At 67.0% G+C, this 16,065-nt stretch carries 13 protein-coding genes; 3 read left to right on the top strand and 10 right to left on the bottom strand.

The window, feature by feature from the left end; translation table 11 throughout:
- Nucleotides 1-38: 38 nt before the first annotated feature.
- A complete protein-coding gene (locus AVHM3334_RS13115) occupies nt 39-1,145 on the bottom strand; it encodes a hypothetical protein (RefSeq protein ID WP_284412896.1) in 1,107 nt (368 codons plus the stop codon).
- Between the two features lie 287 nt (nt 1,146-1,432).
- Here AVHM3334_RS13115 and AVHM3334_RS13110 point away from each other — a divergent pair, with 287 nt between their 5' ends.
- Entirely contained in the window at nt 1,433-2,134 is a 702-nt protein-coding gene (locus tag AVHM3334_RS13110) for a LuxR C-terminal-related transcriptional regulator (RefSeq protein ID WP_284412894.1), read from the top strand.
- A gap of 1 nt (nt 2,135) precedes the next feature.
- Here the strand turns inward: AVHM3334_RS13110 and AVHM3334_RS13105 are convergent, their stop codons facing one another.
- Genes AVHM3334_RS13105 through AVHM3334_RS13095 form a run of 3 tightly spaced genes read right to left on the bottom strand, consistent with a single transcriptional unit; the run spans nt 2,136 to nt 5,158 of the window.
- Nucleotides 2,136-3,983: an ATP-binding response regulator gene (locus tag AVHM3334_RS13105; protein ID WP_284412892.1), complete on the bottom strand. Its 1,848-nt coding sequence runs from the start codon at nt 3,981-3,983 to the stop codon at nt 2,136-2,138.
- A gap of 10 nt (nt 3,984-3,993) precedes the next feature.
- Nucleotides 3,994-4,443 carry a YchJ family protein gene (locus AVHM3334_RS13100; RefSeq protein WP_284412889.1) on the bottom strand — a complete coding sequence of 150 codons (450 nt, stop codon included), beginning with the start codon at nt 4,441-4,443 and terminating at the stop codon, nt 3,994-3,996.
- Between the two features lie 7 nt (nt 4,444-4,450).
- Entirely contained in the window at nt 4,451-5,158 is a 708-nt protein-coding gene (locus tag AVHM3334_RS13095) for a DUF4197 domain-containing protein (protein ID WP_284412887.1), read from the bottom strand.
- A gap of 147 nt (nt 5,159-5,305) precedes the next feature.
- On the opposite strand from AVHM3334_RS13095, the gene AVHM3334_RS13090 reads away from it, so the two are divergent.
- Together AVHM3334_RS13090 and pepE are read left to right on the top strand one after the other, a co-directional pair.
- Nucleotides 5,306-5,785, top strand: coding sequence for a DUF421 domain-containing protein (locus AVHM3334_RS13090; RefSeq protein WP_284412885.1), 480 nt, complete (start codon nt 5,306-5,308; stop codon nt 5,783-5,785).
- A 129-nt stretch (nt 5,786-5,914) separates the two neighbouring features.
- Nucleotides 5,915-6,643 (top strand): dipeptidase PepE, encoded by a 729-nt coding sequence (gene pepE / locus AVHM3334_RS13085; protein ID WP_284412883.1) that lies wholly within the window; start codon nt 5,915-5,917, stop codon nt 6,641-6,643.
- A gap of 26 nt (nt 6,644-6,669) precedes the next feature.
- On the opposite strand, the gene AVHM3334_RS13080 is transcribed toward pepE, so the two are convergent.
- The 6 genes from AVHM3334_RS13080 to AVHM3334_RS13055 form a co-directional block, all read right to left on the bottom strand.
- On the bottom strand, nt 6,670-8,148 hold the full coding sequence (locus AVHM3334_RS13080) for a hypothetical protein (RefSeq protein ID WP_284412881.1): 1,479 nt from the start codon (nt 8,146-8,148) through the stop codon (nt 6,670-6,672).
- A gap of 437 nt (nt 8,149-8,585) precedes the next feature.
- Nucleotides 8,586-10,163: a hypothetical protein gene (locus tag AVHM3334_RS13075; protein ID WP_284412880.1), complete on the bottom strand. Its 1,578-nt coding sequence runs from the start codon at nt 10,161-10,163 to the stop codon at nt 8,586-8,588.
- A gap of 310 nt (nt 10,164-10,473) precedes the next feature.
- Nucleotides 10,474-11,091, bottom strand: coding sequence for a hypothetical protein (locus AVHM3334_RS13070; protein WP_284412878.1), 618 nt, complete (start codon nt 11,089-11,091; stop codon nt 10,474-10,476).
- Nucleotides 11,092-11,101: 10 nt separating this feature from the next.
- Nucleotides 11,102-12,553, bottom strand: a complete 1,452-nt coding sequence (locus AVHM3334_RS13065) for a hypothetical protein (RefSeq protein WP_284412876.1) — start codon at nt 12,551-12,553, stop codon at nt 11,102-11,104.
- 465 nt (nt 12,554-13,018) lie between these two features.
- The gene (locus AVHM3334_RS13060; RefSeq protein WP_284412874.1) at nt 13,019-14,728 is read right to left on the bottom strand and encodes a hypothetical protein; all 1,710 of its coding nucleotides are present in this window, start codon (nt 14,726-14,728) and stop codon (nt 13,019-13,021) included.
- A 201-nt stretch (nt 14,729-14,929) separates the two neighbouring features.
- Complete coding sequence (locus tag AVHM3334_RS13055) at nt 14,930-16,060, bottom strand: acyl-CoA dehydrogenase family protein (RefSeq protein WP_284412872.1); 1,131 nt, start codon at nt 16,058-16,060, stop codon at nt 14,930-14,932.
- Nucleotides 16,061-16,065: the final 5 nt, after the last annotated feature.

Genomic DNA, 16,065 nt, shown 5'->3' with positions numbered 1-16,065 from the left:
CAACCCCGCCTGGCATGGCTGCCCAGGCACCACCGACTTCAAGGATAGGCGATGCCCGCCAAGGGGTTGCGCACCGACTCCGCCCCACTCATCGACACCGTGAACGAGGCGATGGAGGTGGAGGTGGAGGACGCATCGACGGAAGCCACATCGCTGTAATAAAAGAAGCCCTGCGCAGCCCGTGCATTGAGCTCGGCCCGCACCTGCTCCAGCGTCGTTCTGGCGCTCGCAGGGTCCACGCTGTAGCGAATGGCGCCGGTCTGGCTCGCGCTTTTCTCGAAGATGCTGACGCTGGCATTGCCTTGCAGCACGAATTCGCCGACCCACAGGCGACCCTGGCCACCCTGCTCGTCCAGCCGCTGGCGCAGCGCATTGCCATAGGCTGCGCCGGTGGCTTGCAAGCCGTCCAGCCCCACATAGGCGTAGGTGTTGGCCGAAGAATCCTTCACATACACGTTGAAGAACTCATTGCCCGCCGTCATGGGCCCCACGAGCCGGAAGCCACGCGCGCCCTGCGCATTGAGCTGGGCCACGAACGCGTCCCTGGACAGCGTGGACGAGATGGGCAGCTTTTCATACGTGAAGGTCGTCGATTTGGTCGTGTCTTTCACGAAGATCCCCCGGGCGTCCGACGCCGAGCCGAACGACATGGGCGCCTTGTACGCAAAACCGTTGGCACCCTGCTGGTTGAGCAGCGCCAGCAGCGCGTCCGCCGTCGCGGGCTGGGCGATGGCCTGGTACTGCAGGCGCGAGCCGGTATGGGCCGTGTCCTGCAGGTAGAAGCTGCCCAGCGCCTGTGAGGCGGTGCCCGGATTGACGGCGAGCGTGGCGAGGTACGCATAGCCCTGGGCACCCTGTGCGTTCATGGCCGCCAGGGCGGCATCCATCGTCGTGGCAGCGCTTTCCTGGCGGTACTGGCCCGTCACGTTGGCTGGGGCCGGAGCCGGCGCAGGGGCCGGCGCGGGAGTGGTCGGATCGGTCCCGGGCGCAGGCGCTGGGGCAGGAGATGGGGCCGGGGCAGGTGCCGGTGCGCCGGGCACCCCTGGCGCCGTGGGGTCGCCGTTGCCGTCGCTGCCGCCACAGGCAGCGAGCAAGGAGGCGATCAAGGCGGTAGCAGCCAGGCGGGTCAGATTCGCAGTGTTCATGGTGTTTTCCGTGTGAAAGATGGAAATGAGAAGGTGGCCACCCAAGGGGGAGAACACCCACGATCGCAGCGAACGCGCGTGGTCCGGCACGGCGGCACCGGCACGTTCCTGCGTCGGGGTGACTGGCAGCAAAGCAACAGCCGAGGGCGATATCGCCCGGCTCGGCGTCAAAATGCCGCTGATTATTAGTACAGTGCATCCCATGCCCCACCCCTCTGCAGGGGGGTATTTGTTACACGGTGCAGCACAGCCCGAGGGCGGCGAACTGCACCGGCACGGAAATTTTCTTGAGCTTGTCTGAACCTTTGCGCCCTGGTGGCGACAACTATGGGCTGGTGGTCGATGACCATCCCCTCGTCGCGCACGGCATGACCGCGTTCCTGCGGTTACACAAGAAACTGGAAGATGCGGTGAGCGCGGGCAGCGCGCCCGAAGCGCTTCGCACCATTGCCCAGCGCGGCGCGCCTGCTATCGCTTTGGTGGACTTCTGGCTGGCCGATGGGGCCACCACGCTGTTCATCCGCGACGTGCTGGCACTTGCGCCCTCCACCCGCGTGCTCATGGTGAGCGGCGACAGCCACCCTGCCGTCGTGCTGAAAGCGCGCGCCGCCGGTGCCCACGGCTTCGTGCACAAGCAGGAAGTGCCCGAGGTGTTCGCAGCGGCGGTGACCGAAGTGCTCGACGGTGGCACGTGGTTCGACATGGCGGCAGACGGCGCCGTGCCGGTGTCCGACGCGCCGCTGGCGCGCGAGGTGCCGCTGTCGCCCGCCGAACTGGGGTTGACCCCGCGGCAGGGCGAGATTCTGGCGATGCTGCTGCAAGGCCTGCCCAACCGGCCGATCGCAACGGCCTTGAACGTGTCCGAACACACCGTCAAGGAGCATGTGACGGCCATCCTTCACAAGCTGCAGGCGCGCAACCGGGTCGAGGCCATCGCCAAGCTGCGCGGCGTGCGGCTGGAGTTGCCAGCCTCGCCCTACCCGCGCTGAACTAGGGCGCCGCAGGCGCCAGCCAGCGGGACAGCACCGCATGCAGCGCCTGCGGGGCCAGGGGTTTTCGGAACACGAGATAGCCTTCTTCTTCGGCCTCCAGCAGCGCCGGCGCGTCATGCTCGCCGCTCACCATGGCGCCGCGCGCGTGGCCACAGCGCGCCAGCAGGGCCTGGAGCACGTCGAATCCGCTCTCGCCCGCGCCCAGCCGCTGGTCGCACAGCACGGCATCGGGCACGAAGCCGCCGTCCAGCCAGGCCATCGCCTGCGCCCCGGTGGCGGGACTCTGCACCTCCAGCCCCCACGACCGCAACAACTGGGACAGCGACCTGGCGATCTGCGGGTCGTCTTCCACCAGCAGGCAGCGCCCGTGCAGCGATGCCATGCGCTCGGCCCAGGGCGCGGCGGGCTGCAGCATCGGGTCGGTGGGCAGCGCGTCGCCGGGCGGGGCCGCGGCCAGTTCCAGCCAGAAGCACGAGCCACGGCCGGGCGTGGACTCAAAACCATACCCTGCGCCGATCAACCCTGCCGAGCGCGCCACCACCGAAAGGCCCAGCCCATGCCCCTCGGCCTGCTGCACCCGCGCATGCTCGCTGCGATAGAACGGCGCGTAGATGCGGTGGCGGTCCTTGGGGGCGACGCCCGCGCCGGTGTCCCACACTTCGATGCGCCAGCGGTCGCCGCGGGCCCGTGCGCCCAGCAGCACCCCGCCCGACGCGGTATAGCGCAGCGCGTTCTGCGCCAGGTTGAACACCATCTGCCGCAGCAGCGCCGGGTCGCCCCGCACCGTGGCCTCGCGGTGGCGCGGCAGATGAAGCCGAAGGCGCAGGCCGCGCAAGGCCGCGTCCGGCGCGAAGACGGTGGCCACGTCGTCGAACAGCGCGGACAGGGACACGTTGTCCTCCCGCACGGAAAACGTCCCGGCCTCGATGCGCGACAGATCCAGCAAGGCGTTGAACATGAAGTTCAGCGACCGCACGCAGCCCTGCACGTCTTGCAGCACGGCGGCCAGCCGCTCGTCGCCGTTGCGCTGCAGGGCCGTTTCCACCAGCAGGCCCATGGCGTGCAGCGGCTGGCGCAGGTCGTGGCTGGCGGTGGAGATGAACCGGTTCTTTTCTTCCAGCGCGCGCTCGGCCGCCTCTTTGGCGGCGCGGTACTGCTCGGCCAGTTCGGCGCGCTGGCGCTCCATCTCGACCTGCTGCACCACGAAGCGGCGCGAGCCCCAGGCATGGCGGCACAGCACGGCGCCATACAGCAGCATCAGCGGCAAAAGGTAGTGCCAGCGCTGCGGAAAGTACCAGTAGATCGCCAGCGTGGGCGGCAGGTAGCTGGCCGCGAAATAGCGCCAGAAGATGCCCGGCACCGGGGCGAGAAACGTCGTGGCCGACGCGATGACCGCACACAGCACCATGTACAGGAAGAGCCGGAATTCGAGCGTGGCCGCAGACATCGTCAGGAACACGGGCAAGGTCCACATCAGCCCGGTCACCACGGAAAGCCCATGGAAGATGCGCTCCCATTTGGGCACGGCCACCGCATCGGGCAACGGGGTATCGCGCTGCAGCCCCCTGCGCAGCCGCAGCAGCCCCATGGCCACGATCCCGAAAAGCACCCACCAGGCGATCAGCGGCCATGGCGATGCGGAGCGGCTGTAAAACCCCACCAGCACGCCGGGGATGACGATGGCGGCGATCTCCGAGGAACCACGCGTGGCCAGCGACTGCAGCAGCCGGCGGCGCACGGCCAGGTCCAGCGCCTGCCCGGCCTCGTCGGTCTGGGACGCGGGCTCCCCCGGTGTGGCGTGAGACGGGGAAACGGGCGGCGCCGCGCCGCTGGAGCGATCGGGCATGCGGCAGCGGCTAGCGGAGGTCGCCGTCCACGTAGAACCAGCGCCCGTCCTGCCGAACGAAGCGGCTCAGCTCGTGCAGGCGGTGGGCCCGGCCGCCCGGCATGCGCTGGCGTGCGACGAATTCGACCTCGGCGCGCTCGCCGTCCGGGCAGCGGTGCGCGCGCACCTCCAGGCCCAGCCAGCGCACGCCGGGATCGAAATCCACCCGCGCAGGGCGATGGGTGGCATCCCAAGTGGCCAGCAGGTACGGGGCGTGTTCGCGCACGAAGGCGGTGTAGCGCGAGCGCATCAGGCTTTCGGCATCGGGGGCGGGCGTGGTCTCGAAGTGGTCGATGTAGCGGTCGCAGCAATCGGAATAGGCCAGCACCCGGCGTTGCGGTGAAACGCGGCCGCAGGGGCAGGCGACCGTGCCATCGGACACCACGGGCGGCTTCGCCAGGGCGGAGGGACTCACTGGCACGCCCCCGTCATTGCAGCGCCCCGAAGACCTTGCGCAGGATGGCGCTGCCCGAGCCGACCGGGTCCTGGCGGATCTTCTTTTCTTCTTCGCCGATCATCAGGTACAGCCCGTCCAGCGTCTTGCCCGTGACGTACTGCGACAGGTTGGCGTCTTCCTGGCGGATCAGGCCGAAGCCCGCGGCCTTGCTGGCGAAGGCGTTGTATTGCTGCATGAGCCCCACCTGCTCGATGGCGCGGTCCACCACGGGCAGGAACCGCTCGCCCAGCGGCACGCGGGTCTTGCGCGCGAAGAACTCCGTCACCGACGTTTCGCCGCCCGCGAGGATGGCCTTGGCATCGGTCACGGTCATCGTCTGCACGGCGCCCACCAGCAGGTCGCGGCCCATGGGCACGGCCTGCTCGGCCGCGCGGTTCATGGAGGTGACCAGCTCGTCGATGCGCCGGCCCTGGCCGAAGCGGCGCATCAGCTCCGCGGCCTTTTCCAGCTTGCCGGGCAGGGCGATGCGCACCTGCGGGTTGCCCAGAAAGCCGTCCGGCCGCCCGAGCAGCGCCACGGCGGCCTGCGCCCCTTGCGCCAGCGCGGTTCTCACGCCGCTGGCGGCATCGGCGCTGGAGAGGTCTCCCAGCGACAGCGCCTGCGCCTGGCCGCGGGCGGCCAGCAGCCAGAGGGCCAGCGCCGTGGCGCCCGCGCGGTGGTGGAAGGTGCGACGCTGCATGGCGGTCCTTTGCTTGAACGAAAACGGAAGGCGGTACCGGTACCGGGAGCGGAATGCGCGAAAGCGGCCCGGCACGGGCCCGAGGGGCGCATTCTTGCAGATGGCACACTGCACCCCGCCCACGTCGGGCTCAACCGGAGAATGGCAATGTTGGCAATGAGCGTGCCTTGGTGGGAATTCATCGTGCGCGGGGTGATCGTGTATCTCTTCCTGCTGGTCTTTCTTCGCCTGACAGGCAAGCGGCAGACTGGACAGACCGCCCCGTTCGACCTGGTGCTGCTGCTGGTGCTGTCCAACGCCGTGCAGAACTCGATGAACGCGGGCGACAACTCCCTGGTGGGTGGGCTCATCTCCGCAGTCACCCTCATCGTCTGCCACGTGCTGCTGGCGCAGCTGACCTTCCGGTTCCAGGGGCTGGCCCACCTGGTGGACGGCAAGCCCGAGGTGCTGGTACGCCACGGCCAGGTGAACGAGGCGCTGATGCGCAAGGAACTCATCTCCACCGAAGACCTGGCCGCCGCCCTGCGCGCGGGAGGCAGCCTGCACCTGCACGAGGTGGAGCGCGCGACCATCGAGACCAATGGCCAGATCACCGTGGTGCTGCGCCAGCGCGGCAGCGGCTCTTGATCAAAAAGGCCTCCAGCGCAATAAAATCAACGGTACATAGCTATCTATTTGATAGCATTCGATTTGCAGGCCGATGGCTTGTCTTCTTCTCCCACGATCCCACGGGACACCACCACCGGAACACACCCCATGAATCTTCTGCTCCTGAGCAACTCCAGCAGCGACGCAGGCTATCTCACCCACGCCCTCGACTGGGTCCGCGACTGGGCAGCGCTGCCCACCGCCGCCGGCCAGGAGGGGTCGAATGGCGGCGACGCGCTCTTCATCCCGTTCGCCGGCGTCACGCGCGGCTGGGACGACTATGAAGCGCTGGTCGCGCGGGCCCTGCAGCCGCTGGGGCTGCAGGTGCGGTCGGTGCACCATGCCGCCGATCCGCTGGCCGCCGTGCAGGGCGCGCAGCGCATCGTGGTGGGTGGCGGCAACACCTTCGCGTTGCTGGGCCATCTGCGCCGCCAGGGCCTGCTCGCGGCCATGGCCGAGCGCGTGCGGGCAGGCGCGGCCTCTTACCTGGGATGGAGCGCGGGCTCCAACATCGCCTGCCCCACCATCCGCACCACCAACGACATGCCCATCACCGATCCCGGCGGCCTGGACGCGATGGGCCTGGTGCCCTGGCAGATCAACGCGCACTACACCGAGGCCCACCCGCCTGGCCACCGTGGCGAGACACGGCAGGAACGCCTTCAGGAATTCTGCACGCTCAACCCCGAAACCCGTGTGCTGGGCCTGCCCGAAGGCACGGGGCTGCGCCTGCAAGGCAATGCGCGCACGCTGCTGGGCGATGCGCCGGCGAGGCTCTTCCATGGGGCGAACGCACCCCGGCTGATGAATGCGGGGCCGCTGCCCACCGACCTGTGAACCGAGGCAGGGGCTCGCGCTGGACGCTAGGAGACCTTGTGACTGACACGCTCGCGGCCGATGTAGCTATTTTTCGCGGTGAAGAGTTGCTGCACTTGCGGGTCGGCCCATTGATCCGGCTTAATGACTTTGCCCGCCAAATCAAGGCTGATGACGTAATTCTTGAGCCCTTCCAGGCGGCTGCCAGCGGCGTCGATCTCGTCCTCGTTCAACTTGTCTGAAAGGATCGAACGGAGGTCATCTTCAGTAAGCTCCTGAATCGATCTCGCCATGCTTTCATCGATCACAGGCGGTAGGTCGGTGCCCTCAAAAGGCATGAACCGATCATCCGTTTCGATCCGTTGAATGTCGGCAGGGCTGGTCAGGTTTTTGCCAAAGCACAGGTCGTTGTCGATGCCCGTGACCTTGGCATCGCCATTCGGCCCGACGTGAATGAAATAGTTGTTGGGATGGCGGTCCACCTGGCCTGTCAGGTGATCCAGCAACTGGAGCTTGGTCACCTCCGCGAAAACAGCCGGCTGAGCCAGAACGTCAGGATCAACGAATCGGGCCTGCGTGCCAGCTGCACGCTCCATGATCAGTCCCAGATCGGGGTCCAGCGGACCGCGCCCCGTGTCGATCAGCGCCATTTGCGTGTCTGCGACGACATCGAGGCCGAGCTTCTTTGCCAGGGACACCGTCGCGATGTTGCGCATTGCCGTTTGCGAATCGTCCGCGGGAATGCCGGTCACCAAGCCGATCGTGTTTTTCTCGGCGGCCTTGAGGGGCTTGAAGACTTTGTCCTGCACCACGCCATCGGCATTCATGACCTTCAGCGCAAAGACCTTGTTGTAGCTGCCCTTTGTCGGCTCCGTTGGCGCTTCCAGCACGTGGGCGTCGGTGTAGGCCAGCCGGGTGTCGGGCGTGAACTTCAAATTCAATTGCTGGTAGAGATGCTCGGCTGGGTCCACGAATTCGCTCAGGACCTGCAGCAGCAACTCACGGTCTTGCGCCAGGATGCCTTGGCCCAACGTCCCGTCCTCGACCCCCGCACGCATCCTGTCCGCCGCGACGCGTGCGTCGATCTGGCCGGCCCTGGCCACCGCCATCGCATCGGCTCGCACCAGCGCCACGAAAGCCGCTCTTCGCTGGCCTTCCATGGGCTTTGGCGATCCGTTCAGACGTGCATGCCACTTCTCGGCCATCGTGGCCGGGTGCTTTCGGGCCGCACGGTCCAAAAGCCGCTTCATCGCTGCGCCTCCATGGGGCAGGGCCGAATGCAGGAGTTGATCGCGTTCGGATTTCTCTTGCAGGCGTGCCTGCGCAAACAAATCACCCAGCATCGCGCGGGGCGGCACGAGGTGGGTATCTGGCCCTGGCTGGATTTCGCTGCTCGAATGCCGTGAAAGAATCGTGGACGAAGGATGCGCCGTGCCAGACGGCGATATGGAAGGCGACGCCGCACCGGACCGGTCGGCCACTGCAGGCGGGTTGCCCTCCCGCGCGCCGGGGACCGCACTGCGCAAGGGGGACAGCTGCCCGGCGATTCCGCGGGGCCGCTCCGGCGAACGCCCCTGCAGCCCGGCCGGCCCCTGCAGCACACCCGGTGACGGCGACGCGGGTGGGGGCGGCGCAGCATCAAGGTCGGAGCGCCGCGCACCGAGGTTGGAACTGCGAGTGATCCGAAAAGGACTTTCTGGCAAAACGAATCTTTCTCTCTGCCCCCAAAAAGCAGGATGGCATCGGGAGTATGTGAGCGGACAAGCGCTGGAGGGTGCCGGGTTGCGAAGCGCCGGCCTGGGTGGCGAAAGCGCACCGCCATGCCCGTGCCGGCGGGATCGGAGCTTCTGTGTCCGAAGCACTGGTCGTTGTCGATGCCTGTGACCTTGGCCAGCCCGCCCTAGCAATGCGTTCTGCCGTCAAGATGTGCGGCACAGGCCAGGCACCGGGCTTCGCAGCGGGTTCACAAAAACACCGGCCCCATCGAGGCCCAGCTGTCTGAGCCGTCGCTATCGCTGTCCATCTGCGCACGCGCCAGTTCGGCCTCTTTTTTCAGCGCCCGGTCGCGCTGGCGCCCCACGTAGCTGTTTTCCGGAGCCAGCAGCGCCTGCACCCATGGCTGGCGCCATGCCTGCGGACCAATCACCCGGCCCTGCTTGCGCAATTGCGCGATGTGGCTTTTGACGCCCTGAAGGCGCTGGATCGACGCCCCGACTTCGGCCTCGTCCAGCTTGTCGCCCAGCATCGAACGGATGTCATCCTGCGTGAGCGCATCGATGGCGCGCGCCATGTCCACGTCCACCACCGGGGGCAGCCCCGTGCCGCGAAACCCCTTGCGCGAAGGATCGCCCCTGACCCGCTGGATGCCGGCAGGGTCGGTCAGCTTGTGGCCGAAGCACTGGTCGTTGTCGATGCCCGTGACCCTGGCACGTCCATCGCCGTGGATGTGGATGAAGTAGTTGTTGAGGTGGCGATCGCCTTGCCCCGTGAGGTGGTCGAGCAACTGGAGCTTGGTCAACTCCGCACACACCTGCGGCCGGTTCAGAATGTCCGACTTCGTTTTGGCCGCAGGCACGCCTCGCGCTTTCTCCATGAGCAGGCCGAGGGCCGGCTTCACCGGGCCGGCACCGACGTCGAGCAGCGCCACGCGCGTGTCCACGATCACGTCGAACCCGAGCTTCTTCGCATAGGCGAGCGTCGAGAGGTTGCGCATGGCCGTCTGCGGATCGTCCCGAGGGATGCCGCTCATCCCGGAGGCAAACCCGCGCGCCTTGGTTCTTAGGGGCTTGAAGACACCATTGAACACGGAGCCGTCCGGATGGTTGAGCTTGACCGCAAAGACCGTGTTGAACTTGCCCGCGCCCATCCGGGTGGGCGGGGTATGCACCTGGGCATCGGTGAAGGCAGGCAGCGTCTCGGCCGTTTTCTTGAGTTTCAGCCGCCCGTAGAGGTGATCGATGGACAAGCGCTCCAGCACGTCCAGCAGCAGTTGCCGGTCTTCCTCCAGCACGCCCTGGCCCAGGACCCCGTCCTGCACCGCAGCCCGCATCGTGTCTGCCGCCGACAAGGGCGCCATCCGGCCCGTGCCCGCCAAGGCCATCACATCGGCATGCACCAGGGCTTCGAACGCCTTGCGGCGCTGGTCTGTCATGGGCTTGGGCACGCCCTGGAGGGTAGCGCGCATCTTGTCGCCCAGCGTGGCCGGCTTCTGTCTGGCCGCCCGCTCCTTCAAGCGCTTCATGGCCGCGCCCCCACCGGGCAGGGCCTTGCGCACCTGCTGCTCGCGTTCGGCCCTCTCTCGCTCTCGCTGCGGCGCCGACGATCCTTCCGGCTGGGGAGAGCTTCGCTGCGAAGGCCGTTGGCCCGATGCTTGCCGCGGTGGCGAATTCCCTTCGGAAGACTGCGATTCGATCTCGCCGCGGCGCCGGGTGACGGGCAGGTGATGCGCTGTCGCGGCTGGGGCGGACGGCGAACCGATGGCCGACGCCGCGTGAGCGGCTGGCGCATGGCCGCCCGGCACCCCGGGCAAGCGGCTGCGCACGGGAGAGCGCTGCCCTGAAGGCCCTTGGGGCCGGTTGCGCGCGTTGCGCAACCCCTCAGGCGCGTCCTGTAAGGCCGGCGAATTCGATGCCGGGGTGGACGGCCCGGTATCCGTCGGGATGCGAGTGGCCGCAGGCACGGTAGCGCCCCGGTTGATTCGATGTGAGTGGTCGAACAAATGACTCCCTTTCTGGCACCAAAACCGATGGGCGCCCAAGAGTCTGTCGGTGCGAGGCTCTCGCCGCACGCGCCGCCGCGAAGCGCCGGACTGGCAGGCGAAAACGCGATCGCCCCCGCCGCTCAGCGCCGCATCAAGACCGCTGCGCCGTCAGTACCTTGCGGCCGGCGATGACATCGTCCAGCTCCTGCAGCAGGGCCGCTCGCATGCCGGACGGCGGGTTCCACGGCACCTGGGCCGCCTCCTGGCCCGTGCCGAGCCAGCGCCAGCCCGCGTGGCCGAACTTGCTCGCGGCCACCTGGAGCCGCAGGCCAGGCGGCATGCGGCCCGCCGTCTCGGCTTGTTGCAGCCGGGACAGAAGTGCAGCGGTCCAGTCGAATATTTCGGCGATGTGCGCCCGCGCCGGCTCGGGGTCCATGTAGGCCCCGCCCCAGGGCAGCTTGACGAAGAGCGCGATGCCGGTGCCAACCAGGTAGAAATGCACCGCCCAGCTGTTGGTGCCATGGCCGTCGAAGCCCACCACGGCGTAATCCGCCAGGTCAGACTGCGCTTCGGACTCCTGCACGAAATGGTGGAAGTCGTAGGGGGACGACGCCACGGGGCACGTGGCGAACCACCCTGGCCCCTGTTGCTTCAACCTGGCGGCCAACGGTGCGGGCACCGGGGGAAACGGCAATCCCTCCCCGTCGAAGATCGACTGGGCTGTGGCGGCGGCGATATCGCTGTCGGCGTCGTTGGCAAGGGGGTTCATGGAAAAGTTCTCAACGGTTGTCGTTTTCGGGGGCGGCATCGTGCTCTGGGGCCGTGGTTTCGAAAGCCTTCGCCACTTCGAGCTCGCGCGCCATATAGCTGTTCTCAGGGGTCAGGCGCTCCTGCACATGGGCCTGCCCCCATTCATGCGGCTCGATGACCAGGCCGTCCTGCCGCAGCTGAATCACATGCTGCTTGACGCCTTGGTACCGCTGGATCGCTGCCGCGATTTCGGCATCGTTCAGCTTTTCTTCCAGCATCGACGTAATGTGCTCTTCCGTGAGCATGAGGATGGCCAGTTCCATCTCCGTATCGACCACCGGAGGAAGCGCCGTGCCGTGAAGCGCCTGGCGCAGCGGATGGGCCAGGTCCGGCTGGGCGCCGGCCGGGTCGGTCAGTGCCGCGCCGAAGCATTGGTCGTTGTCGATGCCCATGACCTGGGCGCGGCCATCGGACCCGACGTCGATGAAATAGTTTTTGTCGTGGCGATCGCCTTCGCCCGTCAGATGGTCGAGCAATTGCAGCTTCGTGATTTCCGCGCACACCTTCGCCTGCACGAGGACTTCCGCATCGATCTCTTCAGCCGGTTTGCCCTTGGCTCGCTCCATGATCAGGCCAAGAGCGGGCTCGAAGGGGCCATACCCGATGTCGATCAGCGCCACGCGCGTGTCGGTGACCACGTGAAAGCCGAGCGTCTTGGCATAGGCGACGGTCGCGAGGTTGCGCATTGCCGTCTGGGGCTCCTCTCGCGAGATGCCCGTCAGCCTGGCCACCACGCTCCATTCGTCCAAACCAGGCACTTCGTATTCCAGCGGCTTGAAGACGGCATCCATCGGAGAACCATCGGTGTTCTGGATCTTGAGCGCGTACACCTTGCTGATTTTCCCCTCGCCCAGAAACGTCGGCGCTTCCAGCACCTGCGCATTGGTGAACGCGGGCATCGTGTCGTCCGTCATCTTCAAATTCAGCTGCGTGTACAGACGGTCGATCGACAGGCCGTCCAGCACCTCCTCCAGCAACTGCCGATCGCTCTCCAGAATGCCTTTGCCGAGCATCCCCGCCTCCAGAGCCTCGGCCATTTTGTCGACCGCCACCAACGGATCGATCTCGCCGGCGTCCGCGATGTCCAGCAGGTCAGCGCGAACCAGCGCCTCGAACGCCGTCTTTCGCTCACCTTCCATCGGCTTGGGAGCGCCGTTGCGGACCGCGTTCAATCGGTCCGCCAACGTGGCCGGGTGCTTTCTGGCCGCGCGCGCCTTCAAGCGCTTCATGGTTTGGCCCCCATCGGGCAGTGCAGCGTGCACCAGTTGTTCCAGCGCATCTCGGCGGGCCTGCTTCGCCTGGCTTGCCTGTGCGGCCTTCTCGGCCTCCTCGGCTTTTTCCTGGCGCAGTTCCTGGGCGAGCAATTCGCCCAGCCTCGGGCGGGCTGCCGCTTGGGGCTGTTGCGCTCCCGGCGAAGGCAAGTCGCTGCTGTCGAAGGAATGGGATTGGATCTCGCCCCGCGATCGATGGGTCGGCCGATGGCCCTCCACCGCTGGCTGCGGCAACGGGTTGCGCAGGGGCGAAAGCTGCTCGCCGCCCTGCAGGCGCTTCGGCGCACCGCCCAGCCCCGAGGGGGCCTTTAACGCGACAGGCGCCCGCGATGTCGGCGTGGAAGGCGCAGTGTCGAGTTGGACACGCGGAGCACCGGGTGCGGAGTTCCGAGCGGTCCGAAACAGGTTCTCAAGCAAAACGACTCTCTCTCTGCCGCCCAAAGGGTGCGGTGTCCAAGAGTATGTCGGACGACGGAGCGCGGGTCGCAGACCGCCGCGAAGTGCTGGGCCGGCACGCGAAACGGCACGCCGACACCCACGCATCCTCGGTGCCGCGAAGGCCTGCGCATCCCCCGCAGCGGCGGGCTCCTTGCCGGATCGATGGCGAAACCGCCGTCAGTGGCGATCCCGGGCGAAGTAGCTGTTCTCAGGCGTCAGGAGTTGCTGCACCTCCGGTGCGCCCCACCGTTCCGGTTCGATGACATGCCCTGCCTCTCGCAACTGGGCGATGTGTTCCTTGAGGCCTTGATAGCGCTGCAGCGCTGCCGAAATCTCCGCGTCGTTCAGTTTGTCACTCAGCAGGGAGCGGATGTCCTCTTGCGACATGGCATGAATCGCGCTTTCCATTTCGGTATCGATCACCGCAGGAAGCCCCACGCCTTGAAACAACCTGCTTTCGTCGTTGTCGAGTTTCTGGGTGCCGGCGGGATCGGTCAGCTTCTCACCGAAGCACTCTTCGTTGTCGATGCCCATGATCCTGGGCCGATCATCGGGGTCGAGATGGATGAAGTAGTTGAGGCCATGGCGATCACCCTCCCCCGTCAGGTGGTCGAGCAGCTGGAGCTTGGTGATCTCCGCGCACACGTCGGCCCGTGCGAAAACGCCTCCATCGGCCAGCTCGGCCGACTTGCCTTTCGCCGGCTCCATGACCAGCCCCAGAGCCGGCTCGAAAGGGTCTTTTCCGACATTGATCAGCGCCACGCGCGTGTCCACGATCACATCGAAGCCGAGCTTCTTCGCATACGCGAGCGTTGCGATGTTGCGCATCGCGGTCTGCGGATTGTCTTTTGGGATGCCGGTCTTCCAGCCCGCGAAAGACCAGTGCTCCTCTTGAGGAATCGGCTTGAAGAGCACGTCCCGTTCGGAGCCGTCGGGCTCGCTCACCTTCACGGCATAGACCGTGCTAAAGCTTCCAGTTCCGAACCTCTTGGGTGGCTCCAGCACGTCTGCGTCGGTATAGGCCGCAAGGGTATCCGGCGTCTGCTTCAGCTTCAGCCGCTGGTAAATGCCATCGATGGACAGCTCACCCAACACGTCCAGCAGCAGCGCCCGATCCCTCTTCAGGATGCCTTGGCCGAACAGGCCTTTGCTCACCGCCTCGGACATTGTTTCGACGGCCGACATGGGCGTGATCTGGCCGGTTTCGGCGAGCGCCTTCAAATCGGTCCGCACCAGGGCTTCGAAGTCCCTGCGGCGCTGGTCTTTCATGGTCTTGGGCATTCCGGTCTGGACCGCCTGCCATATCTGAGCCGCTGTCCTCGGATGCTTTCTGACCGCGCGCTCCTTGAGCCGCTTCATGGCCGCGCCGCCATCGGGCAGGGCCGACCGCATCAATCGCGCCAGTTCGGCGCGCCGGGCTTGCTCGGCCTGCTCCGCCTGCTCGGCTGTTTCCTGCCGAAACAACTCGGCCAGCGTCGGAAGGGACGGAGGCTTGCGGCCCTGGGCTTTCTCCTCCCGTTTCGGTGCGTTCACTTCCGCGGAATCCCGTCGGAACAAATCCGCCAGCGTCTGACGGGGCCGTTGCCCCGGCCGGTGTGCGCTCCCCTGCGGCGGCGGCGTGTTTTCTTCGGCAACTTCCGGCTGAATCTCGCTTGGCGACCGGTGGGCTGCCTGCGGGCTGCGCACCAGGGGCAACTGGCTGCGCAAGGGCGATAGCTGGTCGGCAGCGCCCCGGGGACGACTTGTGGCGCTCCGAAGCCCGACGGGCCCCTCCAGCGCCATCGGCGAGGGCGGCGCAGGGGGGGAGGCCGGGGTGATCTCGGTGGAAATGCGCAGCGCGCGGGGGGCTGAACTGCGGGCGATCCGAGAAGGAATATCCGGCAACATGGCTCTCTTTCTGCCGCCGGGACGTGCCGGCCTTCGAGAGCATGGCGGAGGCCGGCCATCAGCTCACACGCCGCAGCGAAGCACCGGGCTGGCAAGCGAAACACCATCGACCGGACCAGCGGCGCACTGGGAGCGGCACCTGCGTCGCCGGACTGCAGCGGCGACCGCGGACGCGCCGCAGGGAGCCCGGGCTCAGCCCGCTCAGGCCAGCGCGCGCTGGATGATGATCTTCTGCACGTCGCTCGTGCCTTCGTAGATCTGGCACACGCGCACGTCGCGGTAGATGCGCTCTACCGGGAAGTCGTTCACCACGCCGTAGCCACCCAGCGTCTGGATCGCCGCGCTGCACACTTGCTCGGCCATCTCGCTGGCAAACAGCTTGGCCATGGCGGCCTCTTTCAAGCATGGCCGGCCTGCATCGCGCAGCGCCGCCGCGTGCCAGATGAGCTGGCGAGCCGCCTCGATCTGCGTGGCGCAGTCGGCCAGCCGAAACCCGACCGCCTGGTGGTTGAAGATGGGCGTGCCGAAGCTCTCGCGCTCCTTCGAATAGGCGAGCGCCGCCTCGAACGCGCTGCGCGCCATGCCCACGCTCTGCGCGGCGATGCCGATGCGCCCGCCTTCCAGCGCGCCGAGTGCGATCTTGTAGCCCTCGCCCTCCGCGCCGATCAGGTTCTCTGCCGGAACGCGGCACTGGTCGAATTGGATCTGCGCGGTGTCGCTGCTGTGCTGCCCGAGTTTTTCTTCCAGCCGCGCGACGGTGTAGCCCGGCGAATCGGTGGGCACGAGGAAGGCGCTCATGCCCTTCTTGCCCGCCCCCTTGTCGGTCACCGCGATGACGATGGCCACATGGCCGTTCTTTCCGCTGGTGATGAACTGCTTGACGCCGTTGATCACGTAGCCGTCGCCGTCCTTCACGGCCGTCGTGCGCAGGGCGGACGCGTCCGAGCCCACATGCGGCTCGGTCAGGCAGAAGGCGCCCAGCATCCGGCCTTGGGCCAGCGGTGCCAGCCAGTGTTTCTTTTGCGCGGCATTGCCGTAGCGCATGAGGATGGCGTTCACCGGACAGTTGGTCACACTGATGGCGGTGCTGGTGCCCCCATCGCCCGCGGCGATCTCCTCCAGCACCAATGCCAGGGTGAGGTAATCGAGGCCCGCGCCGCCGTCTTCCTCCGGCACGCAGATGCCGTAGGCGCCCAACGCAGCCAGGCCCTGGTGGGCCTCGCGAGGGAAGTGGTGTTCACGGTCCCAGCGGGCAGCGTGAGGCCACAGCTCGCGCTGGGCGAAGTCGCGCACGGCGTCGCGGATCATTTCCTGGTCTTGGTTCAACAGCATGTTTT

The organism is Acidovorax sp. SUPP3334 (assembly GCF_030159055.1).
In the GTDB taxonomy this organism is placed as follows: domain Bacteria; phylum Pseudomonadota; class Gammaproteobacteria; order Burkholderiales; family Burkholderiaceae_C; genus Paracidovorax.
The sequence above is the reverse complement of the archived record's forward strand: the minus strand, read 5'-3'. Positions and strand labels throughout refer to the sequence as shown.

Coding starts and splice junctions, on each gene's coding strand:
- pepE (WP_284412883.1), top strand. CDS start 5,915: ATGAATCTTCTGCTCCTGAGCAACTCCAGCAGCGACGCAGGCTATCTC.
- AVHM3334_RS13060 (WP_284412874.1), bottom strand. CDS start 14,728: ATGTTGCCGGATATTCCTTCTCGGATCGCCCGCAGTTCAGCCCCCCGC.
- AVHM3334_RS13090 (WP_284412885.1), top strand. CDS start 5,306: ATGTTGGCAATGAGCGTGCCTTGGTGGGAATTCATCGTGCGCGGGGTG.
- AVHM3334_RS13105 (WP_284412892.1), bottom strand. CDS start 3,983: ATGCCCGATCGCTCCAGCGGCGCGGCGCCGCCCGTTTCCCCGTCTCAC.
- AVHM3334_RS13055 (WP_284412872.1), bottom strand. CDS start 16,060: ATGCTGTTGAACCAAGACCAGGAAATGATCCGCGACGCCGTGCGCGAC.
- AVHM3334_RS13095 (WP_284412887.1), bottom strand. CDS start 5,158: ATGCAGCGTCGCACCTTCCACCACCGCGCGGGCGCCACGGCGCTGGCC.
- AVHM3334_RS13115 (WP_284412896.1), bottom strand. CDS start 1,145: ATGAACACTGCGAATCTGACCCGCCTGGCTGCTACCGCCTTGATCGCC.
- AVHM3334_RS13070 (WP_284412878.1), bottom strand. CDS start 11,091: ATGAACCCCCTTGCCAACGACGCCGACAGCGATATCGCCGCCGCCACA.